Here is a 24,362-nt window from a genome sequence, read left to right as displayed (position 1 = left end):
CATTGGTTTTGCAGTTGATAAAGCAAAAATGGTTTTACCTGGCAATACTGGCCATAGCCCTGGCAGTGCCGCTACTGGTGCCCAACCGCTATTTTTTTCAGATCATCATCATTAGCTGCATTTTTGCCATAGCCACCTTGAGTATGAACTTGATCCTGGGCTATACCGGCCAGGCATCCCTGGCCCATGCCGGTTTTTTCGGTATCGGGGCTTACGGGGTGGGATTGATGACCAAAGCGGGGGTTTCTTTCTGGCTGGCGCTACCGGCCTCAGCCCTGCTGGCCGCCTTGGTTGGATTCTTAATCGGCATTCCAACCCTGCGCACGCGGGGCTCGTACTTCGCCATCGCCACATTGTGTTTTGGCGTCATAGTATCCATAATCGCCGGCAATTGGGTGTCGCTAACCGGGGGCCACACCGGCGTGGTGGGCATACCCCGCCCCTCCCCCATACCGCTGCCCCTGGCCGGGGAGATCACGTTTCAAACCCAAACGGCTCAATACTACCTTGTGCTGGCATTTTTGCTGCTTACGCTATTCGTAATGCACCGGCTGGTTTATTCCCTGCAGGGGCTTAGTTTTATGGCCGTCCGTAATAATGAAGTGCTGGCGGACGCGGTGGGCATTAATACCTTCGCCACCAAGATGCTTTCGTTTGTTGTGGCCAACTTTTTCGCCGCCCTGGCCGGGGGAATTTACGCCAGCATCATCGGCAGCATCAGTCCCAGCACCGCTTCTTACACGCTTACCTTCAACTGGCTGGTCTATCTCCTTTTAGGCGGCGCGGCCACCCTGTCCGGGCCAATCGCCGGCGCATTCGCCATCCCCATATTGATGGAATACATGCAGTTCCTGGAGGAATACCGCCAGCTGATCTTTGGAGCTCTGTTAATCGTGGTCATCATTTATTTTCCCAGGGGACTGATGGGCGGGCTGGCAAGCCTGCGGGTTAAAGCAGTGAATTATTCTCATCGCAGGAAGGCAGGTGTACCGAGTGCTGCTGAAAGTGGAAAACCTGACCAAGCATTTTGAAGGTCTGGTTGCCGTAAGCGAAGTCAGTTTTGGTGTCAACCGGGGGGATATTTTAGCCATTATCGGTCCAAACGGGGCCGGCAAAACCACCGTGTTTAATTTGATCAGCGGCATGCTGCGTCCCACTTCCGGCAAAATTTACCTGAATGGCGAAGATATTTCGGGTCTTAAACCCTACCACATCGCCCATAAAGGCATCGCCCGCACCTTTCAAACCACCGCCCTGTTTGACCAGCTGCGGGTGGTGGATAACCTGGCCATCGGGTATAAATTGCGCACCAGCAGCGGTTTTTGGAGCACTATCTTTCACACCCGCCGCTGGAAAGAAGACCGGGCCGGGTGCGAGGCTAAAATCATGGAAACACTGGGTTTCATCGGCCTGGCGGAAAAAGCGCTGCACTTTGTATCAACCCTTTCCCAGGAGGAACAAAAACGCCTGGCCATAGGGGTGGCGCTGATGAGCAGTCCCCGGGTCATCCTTCTGGATGAACCCACCGGCGGTTTAATTCAGGAAGAGACCGACGGAATAACCAACTTGATCAAAAAAATGAAAGCGGCAGGACTTACAATATGTATAATCGAGCACAAAATGCGCATGATCATGGACCTGGCCGACCGGATAGTGGTATTAAATTTTGGTGAAAAGATCGCCGAAGGAACCCCTGAAGAGGTCAGCAAAGACCAAGCAGTTATTGAGGCCTACCTGGGAGGGGATTACGTTGCTTAAATTGAAGGAAGTCACCACGGTCATCGGCGGTTTTGCGGCAATCCGGAATGTCTCCCTGGAAATTGAAAAAGGGGAATTTGTCGCGCTCCTGGGCAGCAACGGCGCCGGAAAAACCACGCTATTCAGGACCATTGCCGGAGTGTTGAAACCAGCCAATGGATCAATCGAATTCAAGGGGTTGAAAATCAACAAGCTGCCACCCCATAAAATAGTGGCACTGGGCTTGTCCCTCTGCCCGGAAGGACGCCAGCTATTTCCCCAGCTGTCGGTATACAAAAATTTGATGCTGGGGGCATACACCAGGCGCAAAGACCCCAAAGGGGTGCAGCAGACCCTGGAACAGGTTTACGAATTGTTTCCCATTCTCAAGGAAAGGCGCAACCAGCCGGCCGGAACCTTCAGCGGCGGGCAGCAGCAGATGCTGGCCATCGCCCGCGCGCTGATGTCCAAACCGGACATGCTGCTGCTGGACGAACCCTCCATGGGGCTGGCGCCGCTGGTAGTGCAGAAAATAGCAGATGCCATTAAAAGCATCAGCAAGGAAATGGGCACCACGGTCTTTCTGTCGGAACAAAACGCCAATATGGCCTTAATGATTACAGACCGGGGATATGTTCTGGAAAACGGGAAACTGGTGCTGTCCGGCTTAAGCCGGGAGCTTAGAAATAATGATATGGTTAAAAAAGCTTATCTTGGAGCATAATCCCTTCCCCCCCAATACCCCAATAAAACCCGGCAGTACTGTGCCGGGTTTTATTGGGCCTTTTTTAATTTAAACTTAAAGCCGCACATTGAGGAGTGGCTTTTTTTGATTTATTTTCCGGAAGCTTGTAATTTTTGCTTTTCTTCCTCCACCAGCTTGCGCCGCAGCAATTTACCCACCGCTGACTTGGGCAGTTCATTCCTGAATTCAATTAGCTTGGGTACCTTGTAGGGAGCCAGCTTTTCCTTGCAGTAGGCTATTATCTCTTCCTCCGTCGCGGTTTCTCCCTGCTTGAGCACAATATAGGCTTTCACCGTTTCCCCCCGGTAGGCATGCGGTACTCCCGCCACCACCGCCTCCTGCACCTTGGGATGCTCGAACAGCACTTCTTCAATCTCCCGCGGGTAGATGTTGTAGCCGCTGGCAATAATCATATCCTTTTTACGGTCGACAATATAAAAATACCCGTCCTCGTCCATTCTGGCCATATCGCCGGTGTACAACCAACCGTCTTTTAGGGTCTGCGCGGTTTGTTCCGGCATATTCCAGTAACCTTTCATCACCTGGGGCCCCCGGATAACAAGCTCTCCCACCTGGCCCGGCGGCAAGAATTTCCCGGTTCCGGGATCAACCACGGCGGCGTCGGTGGCCGGGAAGGGAATGCCGATGCTGCCCGGCTTTTTAACACCAAAAAGCGGGTTGCAGTGAGTAGTGGGTGAGGATTCGGAAAGACCGTAGCCCTCTCCTATATCCGAGCCGGTTCCCTCCAGCAATTTGTCATATTTCAGGATGACATCCACGGGCATGGGCGCGCCGCCGGAATTGTACACCATCACGTTGCTGTAATCCTTGAATTCGGGACAATTAAGCAAAGCGATAAACATGGTCGGTACGCCCGGGAAGAACGTGGGCTTGTATTCGCTGATTATTTTGGCTATCTCCTCCGGCACGAAACGCGGTACCAGGATCAAAGTAGTTCCGGCGGCCATGGCCAGGTTCATGCAGGAGGTCATGCCATACACGTGAAAGAATGGCAACACAGCCAGGGTAAGCTGTTTTTTCTCCTCACCGATAAAGAAATGGTCGGTCTGCTGGGAATTGGCGTATAAATTATAATGCGTCAACATGGCCCCCTTGGAAACACCGGTGGTGCCGCCCGTGTATTGCAACACGGCCAGGTCTTCCAGCGGGTCGATTTCCGCCTCCGGCACGGGTGGACGGTCCTGCGCGTAAAAATCCGGAAACCAGAGAGTATCGTCAGGCATGTCGCCGGGCTTGCCGGTAAACCCGGTGAGCATAACCTTTTCCAACGGGGTGTTGTTCCGCACATTTTTCACCCGGAAATACAGGTCGTAAAGGGTGATGATCATCTTGGACCCTGAATCGTTGACCTGGTGCTCTATTTCCCTTTCCACATACATGGGGTTGGTATTGACCACAATACCGCCCAGGCTCAAGATGGCATAATATGCAATGACAAAATCCGGGCAATTGGGCAGCATTACGGCAACCCTGTCCCCCTTGCGAAGGCCCAGTTCATGTAATACCGACGCGGTCCTTTTTACGGCACCCGCCAACTGGGCAAAGGTGATTTTGTGCCCGTAGAAAATAAGCGCTGTTTTTTCCGGGTATTTTTTAGCCGAATCAAACAACAAGCTATGTAATGATCTCGGCTCAATCTTAATGTCCCATTCCACCCCTCCGTCCTGGTAAACCTTTAAATATGGCCTTGGAAAATCCATGCAAGCACCTCCAGCCTGTTATAGTAATTCATCAAGTAACCTTCTAAAAATTCGGATAACTACTTTCAAAAATTGAAGCAATTTTTAATTTTTCAAAATCAGTTTTTACAACAATGGCATAACGCCATTGCACAGTCATCAATACCCCCTTTCGTCCAGCATTTGTCCGTAATCGTAAAACCCCTTGCCCGTTTTGCGGCCCAACCTATTTTTCGCCACCATTTCCACCACCGCGGGAGAGGGTTTATATTCCGGGTTGCCGGTTTCACGGTAATGTTCCATGCCGATTAAAAGCACCAAGTCCAGGCCGATTAAATCCATCTGGTAAAATGGGGCCATTTTATGGCCCAACCCTTCTTTGACCGCGAGATCAATGTCTTCATACGATGCTACGCCGGTGTCATAGAGGAACAGGGCTTCCCTCTGCACCACCGACAAGATCCGGTTGACCAGGAAACCATGGATCTCCTTGTCCAGCATAATGGGGATTTTGCCCATGCTCCTGCAGACATCCGCGATTGTTTGAGCTGTTTCCTCCGAAGTATGTGGTCCTTTGACCACTTCAACCGGCAGCATGACCAGCGGGGGCACGAAGAAATGCATATTGCAGATTTTCTCCGGCCTACCGGTGACATCGGCCAGCCTGGAGCTGACAATAAAAGAGCTGTTGGTAACCAGTAATGCGTGCGGCGGGCAGATTTTGTCCAGGCGGGCGAACATGCGCCGCTTTAGCTCCAGCACTTCCGGGATAACCTCGATTACCAGGTCTGCATCCCTTGCCGCCTCCTCAAGGTCGGTGGTAAAGCTCAGGTTTTCCTTACCCGCCCGGGCCGTCTCTGCGGTCATCTTGCCCTTGGCAACCCGGTCGGGCAAGTATTTATCCATAAACCGCCTGGCTCTCTCCAATGCTTCTTCATTGATGTCGTTGCAGGCTACCTTGTACCCTGCCAGCGCCGCGCAGAGGGCGATCTGGTGGCCCATGGTACCTGCGCCCACCACGCAAACCTTGTTGATTCCCGCAACCTTCACTGACCATCAATCCCTTCATTCTTTCATCATTTATATAAACCGGACGCATTGATTACCAAACTAATCCCGGGCCTCCCAAGCAAATGCTTTTTAGACGGGAATATATGTAAAACGGTTTATGCAATACTTGTACCTTATGAAACAAACAAACCTTTATCAACTCAAATATTATAAATATTACAAAATTATTGATTTAACTTAAATTTTAGAAGGCTCCCGGGGTCTTAAAATTTAAAATATTCCAAACTATAGTCCATTTTGTTAACAATAATGTTTATTTAGTTAACAAACACGTGGCGGCAAGCGACATTAACCCACCTGGCGCGGAATAGTTTGCTGAAGCTTCATTAGCTAACTGTTCGGCCAGGCGCTTAACCTCTTCCGCCCACCACCGCAAAACCTCAACCATGTTTACCCGGCATTTGTTAAATTACCAACAATGCATACCCGTGTACTACGCCTCCCGTATTTTAAACAGCCCCAAATCAAAGCCTTCCTCCGCCTTGTAGCGGTTGAAAATATAGTGACGGTACTTAACGTACTCGTTATAGTCGCACGCTACGCCCACTTCCTGCATGGCCTTTTCAAACTCCCTGAGGTCCGGCGGGCAGCCTTTGATGGCGATGGCATTTTTGATGTTTGGATTGTCCTTATTTAACTTGTAGGGGCACATGCCGAACAGAACCGTATGATCAAAACCCGGAGATGCCGTCTGCACTTTGCCGCTGATCACCTCGATGTTGGGGAAGGGCTCACCCTTGTACGCCGACATGAGCATGATCAGCACAGGATTGAACAGCATGGAGCAGCCAGTGCACATGGTATTGTCGTACTTGCGCACGGCCAGCCCGGTAATGCCGCGCTTTGCATATCCCACGGGGCCGGTGTTGTCCCCGGTCCATTCCCAGTCGTAATCCAGGAACATGGCGTTTTTCTCCACATCTTCTCCCCGCACGTCAATATCGTTGATATCGACGCTGCCGCCGTTGCGCTTGGCGAAGTAAGCCAGGTGTTCCACTTCGCTCGCCTTGTAACCCAGCAACGCCGCGCCCACCACGTCCGCGGCCAGGATGTCGCGGGACGCCACCAGCATGTTGAACCGCTCGGCCTTGCCGGTGGGACCGGGTCCTTTGGCCAGGCTGAACACGCCGTCAATAATGGTCAGTGCCACAGGCAATTTTTCCGCAATATGCGGGAAAGTATAGTTAAGATCGATGTCCTTGCCGTGGCAGAACATCTTGGAGGCCCGGTTGATGCAACCCTTCAGGTTTTTAATGCCCAAGGACACCTTGGCCTGGTTGTGCGTTTTAAGGACCGGCACATTGATGATTTTATCGGCCTCCAAAACTTTTTCCGCCAGGGATAACTCAAGGCCGTTACAATCAACCTTGACGAATTTTTCCTCGTTAAAGTCCACCAGTTTGACCCCGTATTTTTCTTTTAATTTATCGTAGCCCAGTTCCTTGTACATGGCCTGGCCGATGGTTTTGGGCACCATCAGCGGCCCTTCCCCGATGGTAATACCGGTAAAGCCTTCTTCTGCCAGAACCCGCACCAGAGCCCACATCACCGCTGACGTGGTCACCACCCCGTAGGGAGGAAAAGGCAGGTCAAAGTCCCAGGATACCAGGTTGGGCTTGATCAGAATTTTATCACCCGGGTTCAAGTCCCCAAGACCCTGACACAGGTCCAGGGCCCGGCGCAGCGATTGGTAAGCGTCATCAAACTTGACCACGGAAACAACCGGTTTAGTCATATGTAATACCTCCGTTAAATAATTAATTTATCCTTTGATCAACAAATTGAACCCGGGCATCTACGCGCCGGGTTTTCTCTTCATCAACAGTTGCAAAACCGCCGCCGCAACAACTTGATCATGTTGATTTTTAATTTCTTGTTTAATTTTTACCAGCCCCCGGTCCGGCCCTTTTTCCTGTTTGTCCACCACCTCTAATTCCGCATGGATGGTATCGCCGATAAAAGTGGGCCCGGTAAAGCGCACGTGATCCATGCCGTAAAACGCTATCACCGTTCCCCCCGACAGGTCCCAAAAACCCGAAGCCACGGACAACACCAGAAGCCCGTGGGCAATTCTCCGGCCGAACTGGGTCCGCGCCGCCCATTCCCGGTCGGTGTGCAGCTGGTACCAGTCCCCGCTAAAAGCGGCAAACATCACGATATCGGTTTCGGTAATGGTGCGCCCACGGGAAACCCAGCGGTCACCGGGATGAAAATCCTCGAAATAATTACTCAGCAATCAAACTCCTCCTTTATCCCGCCCGGATTACGATTTAAACCATAACAACTTTTATTCATATCCGCCACAAAGCACCTGTTTACCTTGCCATTGCCGTTATGCGGCAATTCGGGCACAAATTCCACCACCCTGGGGTATTTGTAGGCGGCCATTTTTCGCCGGGACCACTCGATGATGTCCTGCTCGCTGATTTTACCGGCGTATTCCTGCCTCAGCACAATATATGCCTTGACCGTTTCGATACGGTAGGGGTCGGGGATGCCGACCACAACAGCTTCCGCCACGGCGGGGTGCTCGTATAAAAAATTTTCAACCTCCTGGGGAAAAATAATAAACCCGGAAGGTTTAATCAGCTCTTTTTTGCGCCCGACGATGTAAACATACCCGTCTTCGTCCACGCATGCCACATCGCCCGTGGCCAGCCAGCCGTCACGCAGGGCCCGCCTGGTTTCGCCCGGCCTGTTCCAGTAACCCTGCATCACCTGGGGGCCTTTCACCATCAACTCCCCTTCTTCGCCCGGCGGCAGTTCTCTCTCCCTGTCGTCAATATCGACAATCTTGATGTCCGTCTCCTGCACCGGGATGCCCACCGAGCCGGTGCGGGGTTTTTCCGGGGGGACGAGGGTCACCTGGGAAATGGTTTCACTTAAACCGTATCCATTAATCAATTTGGCCCCGGTCAATTGCCGGAAAAATTTCATTACCTCCGGACTCCCGTTGGTCAAACAGTAGCGAAGCGATGTCAGATCCCACCCGGCAACATTCGGGTAGTTGACCACGGCGATACTCATCGTGGCAATACCCGCCCAGTGAGTACAACGGTATCTTTCCACCGCCTCCAGCACAGTCTCGGTCTCAAACCGGGCCAGCAGGATGATGGTTCCGCCGGTATATAAAGGCATCGCCATGCTGTGCACAAGGCCCGTGACTTCAAACAGGGGCAGCACGGCCAGGTGAATATCCCCGGGGCAACCGTCAACCCAGGCCGCCGACCCGGCAGTGTTGGAGATCAGGTTACGGTGGCTGATCATCGCCCCCTTGGGCATACCGGTCGTGCCTGCAGTATACATCAGCAGGGCCAGGTCATCCATGCCGGGCTCCATGCCGGTGAACCCCGTTTTTTTTCCGGACAGCATGTCCTTGAACGGCAACGCGCCCGGGGCGTCAATAGGCGCCGTCAAAAGGGTATGGTGCGGCGGCAGAGTGGGTGTGCCGGGCAAAAAATCTTTGCGTCCGGTTACAATTACGTTTTCAACCGGCGTCCGCTTTTTGACGGCTTCAAAGACCGGATAAATATCATCCTGTAAGACAATGGTTTCCACGCCCGCGTCGACCAGCTGGTAAACAAGCTCATCCCCCAGAAACATGGGATTGGACGGCACCATTACGGCACCGGCCTTCCACCCGCCGATCATGGCAATGATCAACTGGGGACAATTTTCCATGTACAGGCTGACCCGGTCGCCCTTCCGGATACCCAGTTCCACCAGGGAAGCAGCAAAACAGTCCGTCAACCTGTCCAACTCCCCGTAGGTGATGGCCCGCCCGTAATAATTCACCGCAACGCGTCCCGGAGCCAGGCGCGCATGCCCGGACAACACGCGGAAAATTGGCTCATTGATGTAATTAAGTTGTTTCGGTACCCCAGCGGGCCACGATTTAAGCCATATTTTTTCCATCCCAAAACTTCCTTAAAATATATTCCCGTGGCAACAAGCCACCGTATCCAATTTTTTTATTCATAATTTTAAAAAAGAAGTGGAAAATGCTTGTTAAATTACTGAACACCAGCACATATTTCTGCAGCCGCCCCGTCATAGTTATGCAAATAAACCGGGCGTTTCAAGGCACCCGGCAATTTAAACACCCGGCGCATCAACAGGCAGTTTCCAGGGAACATGAGTTGCAAAATTCGTGCCAACATAAAAGCGCGGCAATATCACATGCCGGCGCCCGTAATTATAGCACGTATTGTTAATTGCCGCATCCCCGAGTTAATTTTCTAAACGCAGGAAAAACAAAACAACGTATATACGGTCAGCTCGTCTTGCCGAATTTTTTCAGCTTTTTCCACAGAGTGGTACGGCTCAGCCCCAGTACCCTGGCCAGTTCCCCCTTGCCGCCGCCCACCAGTTCCATGGCCTGTTCAATAATTTGGCGCTCCATTTCCTCCATGTTGCCAAGCTTTAAAACCAGTACCTGTTTATCGTGAATGGATGCTTCGGCGTGATGGTTTTGCTTCATCTTTTGCAGCAGGCTTCGAAAAGTGGTGAAATTGGCGGTGTCTTCTTCGCCCAGCGCCACGTACCTTTCCACAAACCCCTCCAGTTCCCGCACGTTGCCCGGCCAGAGGTAACTTTTCAGTTCCTCCAGCACCCGGTCGGTGATTTGCAATTCCTTCATGCGCTCGGGCCCGGCAAGGCGCTGGAAAAAATGTTTGAACAACAAGGGCAGGTCTTCCATGCGCATGCGCAGCGGCGGTATATGCAGGTGCAGCACATTGAGCCGGTAATACAGGTCCATCCGGAAATCACCCCGCTCCACCGCCTCCTGCAAATTACGATTGGTGGCGCTGATCACCCGGACATCAACGGGAATCACCCGCTGCCCGCCCACCGGCATAACCTCTTTCTGCTGTAATACCCGCAGCAGGCGGGCCTGCAGCGCCGGGCTGAGGTCGCCTATTTCATCCAGAAAGATTGTGCCGCCGTTGGCCAGGGCAAACAGACCCTGTTTGCCCCCTTTTCTAGCGCCGGTAAAAGCCCCCTCCTCGTAACCGAATAACTCGCTTTCCAGCAGGCTTTCAGGCAAAGCGGCGCAGTTGATGGCAATAAACGGCCCGCCCCGGCGCGCGCTCTCGTTGTGGATGCTCTGGGCGAACAGCTCTTTGCCGGTGCCGCTCTCGCCCGTAATTAAAATGGCCGCGTCCGAACGGGTATACTTGCGGGCCTCCCTGATGGTTTCTTCGATCATGGCGCTGCGGCCCACAATATCGCTGAAACGGTAGCGGGCCACCAGCCCCTGCCGGTGCAATTCCCGGCGCATTTTATTTTCCAGCTGTTTAATCTTGCCCGCCGCCTGAAACGTAATGACCAGGCCGGACTGGTTTTTTCCCAGCGATACGGGCACCCGGTTGACTGCGAGAGGGAGTTCGCCCCGCGCCAGTATCTCCCCGCAGGCCGGGCCGCCGTCGCCATAGATTTCCTTGCACAGCGCGCTCATCTCAAGGACCCGGCTGACCGGCTCCCCCAGCACCTGGTTTACCGGAAGGCCGGTGATTTTTTCCGCCACCGGGTTGAAAATGGCCAAGTTCCCCCGCTCGTCCACCGCCATGATACCGTCATAAGCGCTGTTTAAAACAGCCTGCAAGGACCGGCACAACTTAATGTTTCTACGCCTGACCCGGCTGATCTGCACCGCGTTCTCCAAAGCGTCCCGGATCGCCCCGCGGTCGCATTGTATCAGGAATGAAGGCAGTCCAACCTCCCTGGCGCTTTCCGCCGCCGTAACGGCGGTCCCCACCACCGCATCAACTTCATTTCGCATGTCTTGCAACATTTCAACCAGTTGTTCCTTTTCCCTGTAAGGCAAAACCCGGACGTTCAGCCCCAAAACAGCGGTGAAATTCATCAGGTCATACCGGGCGACATAATAATCATATTCCGCCAGCACCACCCGGTTGCCCACTGCCCTGGCCCTGTTCAACGCCGCGAACACCTCGTATCCCGACGTCTGAACGGTTATGACGGGTAAAACGGTGTTTTCCCGTAGTGGAGCGGCGATTGCTTCGCCGGTAACCACCGCTTCTATGGCAGTGCCGTTTTCCCAGCTTTTCAGCAAGCCGGTCAGTTCAGCCTGGTTAAACTCCTTCAGCACCAGATTAATCCCCAACTCTTCAGCCAAATCCCCCGCTATTTTGCCGAAACCGGAATGGGGCGCTATTACTCCAACCTTGGGCACTGTCACAGGAACCACCTCTAAATCGCGTTATTTTAAATTGCTCACGCCGGCCTGTCTCCTGAAACCTGTTGCCGTAGCCCACCCAGCAGGAGATCACAAAAAGTCAGGGCGATTTGCCGGGGCGTAAGCCTGCCGTCCGGCCTCATCCACTGGTGCGTCCAATCACACATGCCGAAAATGGCCTTGACAATCATGTCGATATCCAGGTCCCGCCTGAATTCCCCGCCGGCAACCCCCTGCTCCACAACCGCTTTAAAAATTTGCTCGCACCTGTCCCGCTTGGCTTTAATGATGGCCAGCCTGTCTTCGTCCACATATTTATACTCCTTAAAAAAAACCACCACATAAGGCTTAAAATCAGCTATCAGTTGAACCAGGTCCACAATTAACTCCCGCAATTTTTGAGTGGCGCTGAGGTCTTCCCGGTGCAGCACGTGGTCCGCCTTCTCCAGTATGATATCAATAAACTTTTCGTGAATGACGAATAAGATTTCGCTTTTGTTCGGGAAATAATGAAATATGGCGCCCTTACTGACCCCGGCATGCTCCCCGATTTCCTGAATGGAAGTGGAATGATAGCCTTTTTGACCAAACAATTCGACGGCGGATTGAATTATTTTACCGCGCGTGTCCACATTAGTTCACCTCTTTTTATACCCCAAACCGTTTAACCAAATAACCAGCTATCAACTCAAACGACCGTAAACATGATAGTACCGGCCAGCCGGTTTGTTAATTATAATATATATAATTAAAAATATTCCGTCAATATACAATTAAGTACCTTTATGAAAAATTGCAGGGATTTATCAGTAATTAAACGATAAACAGCCAATTTATATAAATATCGTATATACGGCATTGACAAAATTTTTTTAATCTTGATTTAACTGCAAAAACACCGTAGCGGCAGGCGATCCGGCGGATTTCTGGAGTGAGTGGAACACTGGATGCGGTTCCTAGCCCGTCATATCCCAAGAGTCATGACCCCTTAGGGCGTGAAGAAGTAGTTAGGCAGTGAGTTGCAAGCGTTAACTACAAGCTTCACCGTCCTTAAGAGTAAAATTGTGAAACGAACGGAAGAAACCGCCGGATCGCCAGATACAAGTAACGGTTTTTGCAGCGAAATCAATCTTATATATGTTATGAAAACCGAAGTGACCCCGGAAGAAATAATTCAATGGTCCATGGAACATATGGCCGCATACAAGTACCCCAGCCAGGTGGAGTTCAGGGAAAGCCTGCCGGCGTCGGGCACGGGCAAGGTTCTGCGCCGGCTGTTAAAAGAGGAAGAACACAATGAATGATAAAACGGAATTGAGTATAACTGCCGCTATTGGCATCGATATTGCAATAAAATTATGCCGAGAACGAAGGAAGATTAAGGTTCGCACCACGGGTATTGCTATTTGCACAAGGAAAAAGAAAACGAAAGGAGAATGAACATGAGAACAAGAGCCCAATATATCGAAAGGCTGGGCAAGATGAACCGTAACCTCTACTGCAACGGTGAAAAGATAGACCGGTTGGATGAGCGACATGAAGGAGCTATTAACGTCATGGGCTTGACTTTTGACGCGGCCTGGGATCCGGCCAGCAGAGACCTTTGCACCGCCACTTCCCACATCACCGGGGAGACCATCAACCGTTTCAACCATATTCACCAGAACACGGAAGACCTGCACAAAAAACAAGACATGACGCGGTATCTGTGCAACAAAGTCGGGCAGTGCATTCAGCGGTGCATGGGTATTGATGCTGCCAACGCAATTCACGCGGTTTCTTACGAAGCGCAGAAGTCACCCCAGGCCAAAACCGCATATCACGACAACTGGCTAAAATGGCTGAAACGCTTCCAGACCGAAGACCTCGTAGCCTGCTGCGCGCAGACAGACGTCAAAGGAGAGCGCCTGAAGCGGCCCTCTGAGCAGACAGACCCCGATATGTACGTGCACGTGGTGGAAGAGCGAAGCGACGGCATTATCGTGCGTGGCTCCAAAGTTCACATCTCTGAAGCATCGATCGCCGACGAAATTTTGGTAGTGCCGACCCGGGCATTGAAAAAGGGTGAAGAAGCCTATGCGGTGTGCTTTGCGGTTCCCGGGGATTATGAAGGTGTAAAGCAGATTGTCCATTTCCACAACGCCCGCAAGCGCGACCACTTTCAAAGGGGAATAGAATACGGTTACACCGATTCTTATGTTATCTTTGACGACTGCTTCGTACCCTGGGAACGTGTATTTTTGTGCGGGGAAACCTTGCACGGCAGCGTGGCGGCCCTGCTGTTCGCCCTGTTCCACCGTCATTCCTACTCCGGTTGCAAGCCGGCCATGCTTGACTTTGTTATCGGCTTGGCCGCCCTGGCGGCGGAGATCAACGGCATTGAAAAGACCCCGCACGTGCGTAAAATGCTGGCCGAATTAATAATGACCGGCGAGCTCGGTTATGCGGCCGGCTACACGGCATCCGCCCTTGGCAAACCCGAAGTTTACATGCCCGGCGTGGGGTTTGTGCCTTATGGCCCCGGCAGCTATATTCCCAATTCCATTTATGCCAACGTCGGAAGGTGTTTGACCGGCGAAGCCGTTTTCCACGAGCAGGAGATCCTTTGCAACATTGCAGGCGGCCTGCCCGCAACCTTCCCTTACGAAAAGGACTTGATCAACCCGGAAACCAAAGGTTTACTGGAAAAGTATCTCAAACGAAACCCGAATATACCCATCGAAGAACAAATCAAATTCTGGCTGACCTTCATCGACTTCGGGCTTTCCGGTTCCGCCGGCTCAATGATGTATGGCGCATACCACGGCGGCGGTTCCCCGATTATGGAGCAAATCGCTATTACCTCCCAGTATGATATTGAAGCCAAGAAAGACATTGTCAGGGCCATCGCCGGAATGAAACCAAGGCAAAAGAAGTAATTTTCGATGTCGGCATTATCAAGGGGTTACCGTATTTATTTATGGTAACCCCTTATGCCGGTTACGCAGTTGCAGTCGCACCGTAACCAATGTTTATAAACTAAACACTGGTTTTTAAAATATTAACAAGCTCCTTCATTTTGCTGGTTATGGATTATATTTAGCGGGTGTTCATCCTTCGCTTTACTTCTTATCCTCCAGTGCTCGCTCCTGCCAGCGACAGCCAAAGGGCCGGCCCTGATCATTCACCCGGTAAACTTCGCTGCTCTGGCACTTTGGGCAAGTTGCCTCGTGCCCCCGCGGGCCCACCCCGCAGGGGAGTTCCCACTGGTTGCCGCAGTTAAAACATTTGAACCGGCGCATGACAACTTGAAAATGCCCGCCTTCAACCCGGATGGCCTTGCCCTCCACCAGCGCTTCGGCAACTTTGGCACGGGCGGAGGATAAAATCCGGTGGTAGGTGGGGCGGGAAACCCCCATTTTTTCCGCGCACCCCTCCTGCTCCAGCCCCAGCAGGTCCTTGAGCCTGATGGCCTCCAGTTCCTCCACCGTTAGCTGCACTTCTTCCAGTTCAACAACAGGAATACCGGCAGGTTTAAAATAAGTCATTTCGGGCATAAATTCAACCCGGCGACATTTTGGCGGTCTCGACATGATCAAGCACTCCATTCCTAAAAACAATGTTTTGTGTAGGAAATTATTAATTTCACCCATCGCAGTTTAACTATATTTATATTGAAGTTCTATTACAACTGTTATTTTTCCTGCCGGTTGTAATTAAATATTTGCCTTATTTTCAAAATTGCCGCCCGGCGCAAACCGGATCATTTAGGGATTTTTTATCGAATAAAAAGGGCCCCTTCAAAAGGAGCCCCTCATGCATGCTTACTATGATTAGAACAACCCCAGAACCTTGCCGGTTTCGGTGTCGACGTCGATTCTCCGGAACGCCGGGTCGGAACTGGTACCGGGCATCAAGCTGATGGTACCGGCCATTGGGCAAAGGAACTTGGCGCCGGCATAGATCAAGACGTCGCGGATCGGCAGTACCCAGCCCTTGGGCACACCCTTGAGGGTGGGATCGTGGGACAAGCTCAGGTGCGTTTTGACCATCATAGTGGCAAAATCCCTGTATTCTGGATTTTCTTCGAACATTTTGGCCTTGGCTTCGGCTTCCGGTGTCCAGCTTACGCCGTCAGCCCCGTATACTTCCCTGGCGATGACCTCAACCCGCTGCCGCAGCGGCATTTCCAGCGGGTACAGGAACTTGAAGTCCACCTTGTCGTTGCAGGCGTCGATAACCGCGTCGGCCAGTTCCAGCGCGCCTTCGCCACCCTTGAGCCAGTGTTCGGACAGCGCGCAGCGTGCGCCGGCCGCCTCGGCAGCCCTGCGGACCGCGGCGATTTCGTCCTTGGTATCGGTATAGAAAGCGTTGATGCAGACCACCGGGTTGATACCGGCTTTTCTGATGGTATTGATATGGTGGACCAGGTTTTCGCAACCCTTTTCAACCAGCTCGACGTTTTCCTTGACGTATTCTTCGGGCAGCGGGCGCCCGGGCACAACCTTGGGACCACCGCCGTGCATCTTGAGGGCCCTGATGGTGGCCGTAAGCACGGAAACGTGCGGGGTATGACCGCTGAAGCGGCACTTCACGTTCCAGAACTTCTCAAATCCGATGTCGGCAGCGAATCCGCTCTCGGTTACATGGTAGTCAAACATCTTCAGGCCGATCCGGTCAGCGATGATGGAGGACTGGCCGATGGCGATGTTGGCGAACGGGCCGGCGTGTACCAGGACGGGCTGGTATTCCACCGTGCTCATCAGGGTCGGGTTAATGGCGTTCCGCATGAAAGCGGTCATGGCGCCGGCTACTTCCAGGTCCTCGGTGGTTACCGGGTTGCCCTTCTTGTCGTAAGCCACGATTATTCTGCCGATGCGTTCGCGCAGGTCTTTCAAGTCGGTGGCCACGGCCAGGATGGCCATCAACTCGGAGCTCACGGCAATACCGAACTTGGACTGCATCATGTAGCCGTCCATGCGGCCGCCGATACCGATGATAATGTTGCGCAGCGCCTGGGCGCAGAAGTCAATGATCCAGCCAAATTCCACCCTGGTGGGGTCGATGTCCAGGCGTCTCAAGTTGCGCTTGGCCAACTCGGCGTCGTCATAGTTCCTCTCATGCTGCATCCGGGCGGTGAGGGCAACCATTGCCAGGTTGTGGGCGTTCATGATGTCGTTGATATCGCCGGTAAGTCCCAAGGAGAACTCGGTCATGGGGATAGCCAGCGCGTTGCCGCCACCGGCAGCGGTTCCCTTGATGTTCATGGTGGGGCCGCCGGACGGCTGGCGAATAGCGGCGCCTACATTGACGCCCCGCTTGCCCAAACCTTCCACCAGGCCCATGGTGGTGGTAGTTTTACCTTCACCCAGCGGGGTGGGGGTAATGGCGGTAACTTCGATGAATTTACCGTCGGGCTTATCCTTAAGACGGTCGATGATCTTCATGAAGTCAAGCTTGCAGATCCTGCCGTAGGGGATAATCTCATCCTTTTGCAGACCCAGCCTTTCAGCCCATTCGTAGGGCATGGGCATATTCTGTTCCGCCAGTTCGGCTATTTCAAAGTCCTTAAGTTTAGTTGCATCGTATGCCAAAATTTTCCTCTCCTCTCGAATAATTTTTTTTAGATAATGGTAAGTTTACAATTTCCCCCCCCCCTGGCTACCCCCCTTATTTAAATATTTTTATTTAGCAAAAGACTGCGTGTTTACGGCTGTCCTCATGTTGGCCTTAAAGGGAAATCATTAACCGGCAGAGCGTTTTCCGGCCACTTTTTGTAAAAATTTTTCCGTGGCAACGATAAACCGCTCGTGGGTTCCCCGGCCGACCAACTCCCTGTCGTCATACGCCTCCACCTTGAACACCAGGCGGCGCCCGTCGATTTCCGTCAACTCGGACCGGGTCTCCACCCGGCCGCCCACCGGGGTGGCGGCAATATGTTCCACGTCCACCCTGATGCCCACAGTGGTATATCCTTCCGGCAAAAGCGGGTCAACCGAGCCGAGCGCTGCCTTTTCCATCAAGCCCACCATGGCGGGGGTGGCAAACACATTAATGTTGCCGCTTCCGTAGGCAACCGCGGTATTGGATGCGGTCACCTCTTCCCGGGCAATACCGCGTAGGCCCACCATTAGTTTGGCGGTTAAGGACATGGTATTATTCACCTCAGCAATCGTTTGAAAGGAATTTATTCTACACAGTAGAGGTTATTTCCTGCATGGCCAAAATATATTTATCTCTTAAAAAACAAAAAGCGGCCCTTGCCGCTTTACTCGTAAATCCAGCTATCCACAGCCCTTTGATACTCTACAATTTCTTCCGGAGTGAAAAACAGCCCTATTTCCCTGTTGGCGCTTTCAACGGAATCCGAACCGTGCACCACGTTGCGCCCGATATCCATGCCATACGTGCCGCGAATGGTGCCCGGCGCCGCCTTCAACGGGTTGGTGGCTCCCATCATGTCGCGGACGGTCCTCACCGCGTCCTTGCCTTCCAGCACCATTGCCACCACCGGCCCCGAGGTGATATATGCCACCAGCGGCTCAAAAAACGGTTTGCCTTTATGCTCCCCGTAGTGGCGCTCAGCCAGTTCCCGGGATATCTGCAACATTTTCAAGGCCACGATTTTAAGACCCTTCTGTTCAAAACGGGCAATTATTTCACCCACCAGGTTTCTCTGAACGCCGTCCGGCTTGATCATTACATATGTGCGCTCCACAAGTCGCCCTCCTTATGCTTTATTGGCCTCGATACCTGCTTCCCGCATGATGGCGCTGAACTCCTCCGCTTCCAGCGTCTCCTTTTCCATCAGTTTACGGGCAATCAAATGTAATATCTCTATATGCTTAGTCAGCAATTCCTTGGCCCGGTTGTAATTTTTATCGATCATCCTTCTGACTTCCCGGTCGATGGCGGCAGCCACTTCCTCACCGTAATTGCGGTCCCGGGCGATGTCCCGGCCCAGGAACACGGTTTCCTGCTTGCGCCCCAGCGTCATGGGCCCCAGCTCTTCGCTCATCCCGTACTCCATCACCATTTTTCGCACCAGCTCGGTGGAGCGCTCCAGGTCGTTCTGAGCACCGGTGCTGATTTCTTTCAACACCAGCGCTTCGGCCACCCGGCCGCCCAGCAGCATGGTCACCTGGTCCAACAGCTGTGACTTGGTCATGTAGTAGCGGTCTTCCTTGGGCAACAGCAAGGTATACCCGCCGGCCCGGCCCCGGGGGATGATGGACACCTTGTGCACCGGGTCGGTATGCGGCAACAGGTACCCGACCACCGCATGCCCGGCCTCGTGGTAGGAGACCAGTTTCTTCTCCTGTTCGCTGATGACCCGGGATTTTTTCTCCGGCCCGGCAATGACCCGCTCGATGGAATCCTCCAGCTCGCTCTGACCGATCTCCTTCTTGTTGCGGCGGGCCGCCAGCAACGCGGCCTCGTTCATCAGATTGGCCAGGTCGGCGCCGGTAAACCCGGGCGTGCGCCGCGCCAGCACATCAATATCCACTTCCGCGGCCAGCGGTTTACCCCTGGCATGCACCTTCAAAATTTCCTTTCGCCCGTTGACGTCCGGAACGTCCACCACGACCTCGCGGTCGAACCGCCCCGGCCTTAAAAGCGCAGGATCAAGAATGTCGGGACGGTTGGTGGCGGCAATGATAATAATGCCTTCGTTGGCCTCGAAACCATCCATTTCCACCAGCAACTGGTTCAGGGTCTGCTCGCGCTCGTCGTGGCCGCCGCCCAGCCCGGCGCCCCGCTGGCGTCCTACAGCGTCAATCTCGTCGATAAACACAATGCAGGGGGCGTTTTTCTTGGCCTGTTCGAACAGGTCCCGTACCCTGGAAGCGCCGACACCAACGAACATTTCTACGAAATCCGAACCGCTGATGCTGAAAAACGGAACACCCGCCTCGCCGGCCACGGCGCGGGCCAGCAGCGTCTTACCGGTGCCGGGCGGGCCGAACAAGAGCACGCCCTTGGGTATGCGCGCCCCCAGTTCATTGAATTTTTTCGGGTTCTTGAGAAATTCAACAATTTCCTCGAGTTCTTCTTTAACCTCGTCGGCCCCGGCCACATCCGCAAAGGTCACTTTTTTCTTATCATCGGTATGCAACCTGGCACGGCTTTTGCCGAATGACATCACCCGGTTGCCCCCGCCCTGGGTTTGCTGCATGAGAAAGAAAAACAGCAGCACAAAAATCAGAATGGGCAAAAGAGTGGTCAAAAGCCCGGTCCACCATCCCGGCTCGGGTTGCGGAACAACATTGTAACTGATCTTTTTTTCCAGCAGTATATCCTGCAGTTTCTCGGCGGCGGGCGTAATGCCGCGCACCCTGAACTGCGTCCCGTCCGTCTTCTCACCGGTGATCAAAACGGTGGTATCCTCGGGCTGCAGGGTTACCTGCCTGATCTGTCCCTGGTTCAGCGCCTCGTAAAACTGGTCGAAGCGCCACTCCTTGACCGCCGGATTCTCGTGGGAAGTATACCTGATCAGGGCTATGGTGACCAGTACAATCAGCAAGTATATACTAAGGTTTTTCATGACCTTGTTCAAACAAAGCCACTCCTCTCCAAGCTTGCAGTAACTTGGCCCATAATGATGATTCTAACAAATAAGGCCCGTTATTTCAATAAAATACAAATCATTTGTACAAAGAATTATTAATCACCCCGGCGGTGGCAGATATCAAAATTTTTTCCGTAACCGGCTATGTATAACCGCAGGCAATTGGTCGTGTCCCCGGTGATTTTCCAGCGCTCTCCCGGACGCAATCCCGCCACCCACACAATATCGCCCCCGGATACCACCAGGGGAATGTAGTCCCTCACCTCGCGCGGGACTTTTTGGTCGATGAAAAACTTTTTCAGTTTAACGGAACCTTCCAATCCCAGCGGCGCAAAGCGGTCTCCGTCCAGGCGGCGGCGCACAACAAGCGGGCGGGACAGGCGGTCGTAGTCCAGTAAAGCCTCGCAGGGACCGAGTCCGGAGGGATCACCTGCTTCGTGCACGGGGATGACCTGGGCTCCGATGGATACCCCTGTTTCGGGAATAGTGGTAATGCCGGGCACCTTCAAACAATACTGGTAAAAGGGCACTCCTTCGTTTTTTCGGTCCAGGGTCAATTCCACAAGGTCATAATTACTTATCAAGATTACGCTTCTGGGCAGGGCAATTTGCCGCCGCCCCCCTCCACCCTTTATTATTTCCAAAACCTTGTCTATATGCTTAAATTCCAGGTCGCCACTGTCTCCGCAGAGCTCCGCCCAGGCCCTCCGGATTACCCTGCGCGTCAGGGCCCCCGGGCAGGCGAGCAAACGCTCCCTGTTCAGGCGCACGGTATTGCCGCCCGGCCCCAGCCTGATTCGCCGGTAAACCTGGTCCGCCTGTTGCTCCAGGTATTCATCTTCCTCCCGCAATATCTCTCCCAACCGGTTGACGGTTTCCACCCAGTTGGGATTATAATTTTTCTCCAGGAGTGGGGCCAACTCCAGCCGGACCCGGTTGCGCAGGTACTTGGGCTGGGCATTGCTGGAATCATGCCTTACGGCCAGGCCGTGGCGCCGGCAATACGCCTCGATATCCCGGCGCCTGACGGTAAGCAGGGGGCGAATAAAAAAATTATCCCGCACGGGAAGCATGCCCCGCAAGCCCCCGGTGCCGGTGCCCCTGATCAGGTGCAGCAGAATTGTTTCGGCCTGATCGTCGGCGTGGTGCCCCAGCGCAACCTTGGCGGCGCCCGTCTTTACGGCCACCTCGCTTAAAAAGCTGTACCTGACTTCCCGGGCCGCAACCTGGGCGGAAATGCCGCGTTCCACGCAGTAAGCCGGCACATCGCGAGACTCCACATGGGCCTCCAACCTCAGGTGCTCGGCCAATTCCCGCACGAACCTGGCGTCGGCGTCGGCCTCGGCGCCCCGGAAACAATGGTTTAAATGCGCCACAACCAGTCTAATGTTCAAGCTTTCCTTCAAGCGGCACAAGATATGCAACAGGGCAACGGAATCCGGTCCGCCTGAAACGCCCACCACAACCGTTTCTCCGCCGGTGACCATACCATGTTTTTTTATTTGTTCAGCCACCTGCTGGATTAAAGGCATGCTTTTCCACCCACATGGAATTAATTTTTCTTATCTTCAACGCCGGTGAAAAAATTTCCTCCTATAAGTATTATTTTCACAAGGAATAAATATCTCATTAAAAAACCACAAAAAAAAAGCGAACCTTTGTTGAGAATAAAATATTTCACAAAGGGTCGCCGGTTAAAACAATATTTATTAGGATTTATTAGTCGTTCCGGTGTTTTATTCAGGGCTCCAATGTTAGTCATTTTCAGCCTAAAATTAGTTAAATGGCTTTGGGGCGCTACACTTTGCACCGCATCCAATGCTTCGCTTTATCCAGGAAAACCTCTACAGGAGCCGTGCCGGCGGCATGGGGGTTTTAGTTGGATTTTTCCACCCGGGCAACCAGCACGGTCATGTCGTCCGCATTTTTCAGGTCCCCGGCGCCGCTCTGGGCAAGCCTCAGGATCAAGTCCGCCACTTCCCGGGCCGGCAAATCCACAATTTCCCGCAGCACCGTGGTGATCCACTCCTCCTTTTCCTCCGCCCCGCGATAAACATCTGTAACGCCGTCGGTCACCATAACCAGGATATCACCGGCGGCAAAATCCCTGCTTACGGTAAAAACACTAATTTCATCCATTATGCCGGCCGGCAGAGAGCCTGCCCCGACCACGTCCACACGGCTTTGGCGCACATGAAAACTGGGCGACGCGCCGATTTTAATCAACTCCGCCCTTCCACTATAAAGATCTACTACGCACATATCTACGGTGGCAAAATTATCATCGTTGAATTGCCGGATCATCACCGAGTTTAAAATGCGTACGGCCAAATTTTTATTAAAACCCGTTTTCAGCAGCTGGCGCAACAGCGATAGGACAGCCCTGCTCGCAGCCGCCGCGGTGGAACCCGAGCCCATACCGTCGCTCAGCATCAAGACCACCTGCCCGTTGCTTAATGGTAAAACTGCATAACCGTCACCCGAGACGGCATTTCCCCTTCCGGCTGCACAGGCCAGGCCGACCTCCAGCCTGTGGCGAAGATTCGGGTAAAGCCTGAAGGTGCAGAATTCCTCCTCATCAAAACAAACGCAATCACCCATGGCGGGCGCCAGGTTTACCCCGGCCAGCCTGCTCAACAGCGGCGCCACGTCATACCGGCATCTTCTGCCCCCGCCGCACGCGGGCATAGTAATTTCCACCTCAAAATCCCTGGGTCCCGGGCAGGCAATAACCGAGACCACCGGAAACCCGGCATGTTTCAATTCCTGTTTGAAATACTCGGCGCGCCCGCGCCAGGTTTCGCTTTCCGATTCCATCCTCCTGCCCAGGTGATCAATTACATCGCGCATGCCCCGCAATTGATCGGAAACCAGTTCCCGGCTTTCCCGCAGCCTGCTTTCCCAAAAACGATTCATCCGCCGCAACTGGTTCAGACAATTGATGCCCACCACCAGCTCGCCCGCCCGGCAACAGCGCAGCCGCAAGCCGTCATCCAGGTCTTCCGCGCCGATCCTTCCTTTCGTTTCCGCAACATCAAAGGTAGCGTAAAGGCAGCGGAAGGTTTGCTGTGCCTCCCTTTCCCAACACACGCGGTATAGCGCGCAACCGGCACAAACCATATTTTTTAGCTCGTTTACCGTGGCGTGCCATCCCTGGTCACCGGATTCCGGTTCCATGGCGCCACCAATCTGATCGTATGCGCAGGAAATTTCCTCAAATGCGTTCCCCCAACCGCTTAGCCGGCCCGGGACATTAATTTTACTTCCGCCGTTATCCGGGTAATCCGTCGCCACCCAGGGAACCAGCACGGGGAAAAAGCTTTGGAAATAAGCCAGCACTGCCCGGGGCAGCAGCAAAAAGACCAGGGCGGCGCCCGCAGACTCGAACAGCATCCTTAAGATATCCCGGCTATTGCCCAGGTAAACCGTAAGCAGGATGTTCCCCAGCAAAAAACCGGCAACCACCCCCATCCGGCCCAATCCGCGGCACAACCCGCCCAGAAAACCGGCAAAAGCAAGGGCGCCCATCGCCGCCGGCGAAACGGTAAAGATCAAGCCAGGCAGCGCCCCCATGACTGCCCCGGCAGCCGCCCCAAAGCCAGCTCTCCCGATATAACCCGCCGTCATTACCACAAGCCCGGACAGCACACCCCCCGGGCTGATTCCACTTAACTGCACCTGTCCCGCTCCCGCGACCACGCTGACCAAAAGCAGTGCCAGGCAAAATAACTCTTCCCCGGATATCTTGCCCCGGCGGGCAGCCTTTCGCAAACCTTTTAAAGCCCCGTAATAGGCCGTGGTTAATAACGCCGCAAAAACCGCTTCAAAAAGCACTCTTATGTAATCGTACGTCGTGGGGTCGGTGGCGGCGGCATAACCGGTACCGGCCACCACCAGTACGGCAAAAACGGCTCCCCCCAGCAATAAACGAAGAGCGGCGGCGCGCGGGGGTAGAGCAAGGGCGGCAGCGCCCACCGCCACCAGGGCAAGTATATGGATTACCTGGTCCCAGCCACTGGTTACGGTAATTAAGCCGAACGCCGCACCTAACAACGCGGACGGAGCATATTCCCTGTAAATAACAAAAGCGGGCGCTACAAGCGCGGCGCCAAAGGGGAGCAATTCCCCCAGCAACACCGCCCTGCCCAATAAAAAGGCCACGACCAGCAAGACGAGGTGCCCCGCCACATTCAACGCCCGTATTCCGCTAAATTTTTTAGCCCGGCGACCGCTTGCCCGGCCCCGGGGAGAGTAGTTTCCGGCGGTCCGATCTTTGTTATCCTGCCCGCGCTGGTATGTATCAACTTCGACTCTTTCAAACAACAAATCCACCCCTTTGTACACCGTGCTATCCTCAATTAT

At 53.5% G+C, this 24,362-nt stretch carries 19 protein-coding genes; 5 read left to right on the top strand and 14 right to left on the bottom strand.

Annotation, left to right across the window (positions count from 1 at the left end):
* Positions 1-2 precede the first annotated feature (2 nt).
* The 3 genes from IT084_RS06975 to IT084_RS06965 are packed head-to-tail and all read left to right on the top strand — an operon-like array spanning position 3 to position 2,461.
* On the top strand, positions 3-1,031 hold the full coding sequence (locus tag IT084_RS06975; RefSeq protein ID WP_195712138.1) for a branched-chain amino acid ABC transporter permease: 1,029 nt from the start codon (positions 3-5) through the stop codon (positions 1,029-1,031).
* Complete coding sequence (locus IT084_RS06970) at positions 994-1,758, top strand: ABC transporter ATP-binding protein (protein ID WP_195712137.1); 765 nt, start codon at positions 994-996, stop codon at positions 1,756-1,758. The genes IT084_RS06975 and IT084_RS06970 overlap by 38 nt, the downstream gene beginning before the upstream one ends.
* A complete protein-coding gene (locus IT084_RS06965; protein WP_195712136.1) occupies positions 1,751-2,461 on the top strand; it encodes an ABC transporter ATP-binding protein in 711 nt (236 codons plus the stop codon). The genes IT084_RS06970 and IT084_RS06965 overlap by 8 nt, the downstream gene beginning before the upstream one ends.
* 110 nt (positions 2,462-2,571) lie before the next feature.
* Here IT084_RS06965 and IT084_RS06960 read toward each other — a convergent pair whose 3' ends face one another.
* From IT084_RS06960 to IT084_RS06930, 7 genes are all read right to left on the bottom strand, one after another.
* Positions 2,572-4,203 (bottom strand): long-chain fatty acid--CoA ligase, encoded by a 1,632-nt coding sequence (locus IT084_RS06960; protein ID WP_195712135.1) that lies wholly within the window; start codon positions 4,201-4,203, stop codon positions 2,572-2,574.
* Positions 4,204-4,341: 138 nt separating this feature from the next.
* Positions 4,342-5,232 (bottom strand): 3-hydroxyacyl-CoA dehydrogenase family protein, encoded by an 891-nt coding sequence (locus IT084_RS06955; RefSeq protein ID WP_195712134.1) that lies wholly within the window; start codon positions 5,230-5,232, stop codon positions 4,342-4,344.
* Between the two features lie 454 nt (positions 5,233-5,686).
* Entirely contained in the window at positions 5,687-6,988 is a 1,302-nt protein-coding gene (locus IT084_RS06950) for a DUF362 domain-containing protein (RefSeq protein ID WP_195712133.1), read from the bottom strand.
* 60 nt (positions 6,989-7,048) lie between these two features.
* On the bottom strand, positions 7,049-7,489 hold the full coding sequence (locus tag IT084_RS06945; RefSeq protein WP_195712132.1) for a MaoC/PaaZ C-terminal domain-containing protein: 441 nt from the start codon (positions 7,487-7,489) through the stop codon (positions 7,049-7,051).
* Positions 7,483-9,168, bottom strand: coding sequence for an AMP-binding protein (locus IT084_RS06940; protein ID WP_195712131.1), 1,686 nt, complete (start codon positions 9,166-9,168; stop codon positions 7,483-7,485). Before IT084_RS06940 ends, IT084_RS06945 begins: the two co-directional genes overlap by 7 nt.
* A 358-nt stretch (positions 9,169-9,526) precedes the next feature.
* Positions 9,527-11,449, bottom strand: a complete 1,923-nt coding sequence (locus IT084_RS06935; RefSeq protein WP_195712130.1) for a sigma 54-interacting transcriptional regulator — start codon at positions 11,447-11,449, stop codon at positions 9,527-9,529.
* A 41-nt stretch (positions 11,450-11,490) separates the two neighbouring features.
* Positions 11,491-12,084, bottom strand: coding sequence for a TetR/AcrR family transcriptional regulator (locus IT084_RS06930; protein WP_195712129.1), 594 nt, complete (start codon positions 12,082-12,084; stop codon positions 11,491-11,493).
* 432 nt (positions 12,085-12,516) lie between these two features.
* Between IT084_RS06930 and IT084_RS06925 the strand changes: the two genes are divergently transcribed.
* A complete protein-coding gene (locus tag IT084_RS06925; RefSeq protein ID WP_195712128.1) occupies positions 12,517-12,756 on the top strand; it encodes an AMP-binding enzyme in 240 nt (79 codons plus the stop codon).
* Positions 12,757-12,894: 138 nt separating this feature from the next.
* Positions 12,895-14,370 carry a 4-hydroxyphenylacetate 3-hydroxylase family protein gene (locus IT084_RS06920; RefSeq protein WP_195712127.1) on the top strand — a complete coding sequence of 492 codons (1,476 nt, stop codon included), beginning with the start codon at positions 12,895-12,897 and terminating at the stop codon, positions 14,368-14,370.
* Positions 14,371-14,553: 183 nt separating this feature from the next.
* Here the strand turns inward: IT084_RS06920 and IT084_RS06915 are convergent, their stop codons facing one another.
* The 7 genes from IT084_RS06915 to IT084_RS06885 all read right to left on the bottom strand — a co-directional run bounded on the left by IT084_RS06915 (position 14,554) and on the right by IT084_RS06885 (position 24,323).
* Entirely contained in the window at positions 14,554-15,024 is a 471-nt protein-coding gene (locus IT084_RS06915) for a DUF134 domain-containing protein (RefSeq protein WP_195712126.1), read from the bottom strand.
* Positions 15,025-15,264: 240 nt separating this feature from the next.
* Complete coding sequence (locus tag IT084_RS06910) at positions 15,265-17,025, bottom strand: formate--tetrahydrofolate ligase (protein ID WP_195712125.1); 1,761 nt, start codon at positions 17,023-17,025, stop codon at positions 15,265-15,267.
* A 150-nt stretch (positions 17,026-17,175) separates the two neighbouring features.
* Positions 17,176-17,583, bottom strand: coding sequence for a thioesterase family protein (locus IT084_RS06905; protein ID WP_243276818.1), 408 nt, complete (start codon positions 17,581-17,583; stop codon positions 17,176-17,178).
* 116 nt (positions 17,584-17,699) lie between these two features.
* On the bottom strand, positions 17,700-18,149 hold the full coding sequence (gene ndk, locus IT084_RS06900; RefSeq protein ID WP_195712124.1) for a nucleoside-diphosphate kinase: 450 nt from the start codon (positions 18,147-18,149) through the stop codon (positions 17,700-17,702).
* 12 nt (positions 18,150-18,161) lie between these two features.
* A complete protein-coding gene (ftsH, locus tag IT084_RS06895) occupies positions 18,162-19,988 on the bottom strand; it encodes an ATP-dependent zinc metalloprotease FtsH (protein ID WP_195712123.1) in 1,827 nt (608 codons plus the stop codon).
* Between the two features lie 107 nt (positions 19,989-20,095).
* Positions 20,096-21,532 (bottom strand): tRNA lysidine(34) synthetase TilS, encoded by a 1,437-nt coding sequence (tilS, locus tag IT084_RS06890; RefSeq protein ID WP_195712122.1) that lies wholly within the window; start codon positions 21,530-21,532, stop codon positions 20,096-20,098.
* A gap of 343 nt (positions 21,533-21,875) precedes the next feature.
* Complete coding sequence (locus tag IT084_RS06885) at positions 21,876-24,323, bottom strand: SpoIIE family protein phosphatase (RefSeq protein ID WP_195712121.1); 2,448 nt, start codon at positions 24,321-24,323, stop codon at positions 21,876-21,878.
* Positions 24,324-24,362: the final 39 nt, after the last annotated feature.

It is taken from the genome of Desulfallas sp. Bu1-1, assembly GCF_015594625.1.
Classification (GTDB): domain Bacteria; phylum Bacillota; class Desulfotomaculia; order Desulfotomaculales; family Desulfallaceae; genus JADNRQ01.
This window is presented reverse-complemented; position numbering and strand designations above follow the sequence as displayed.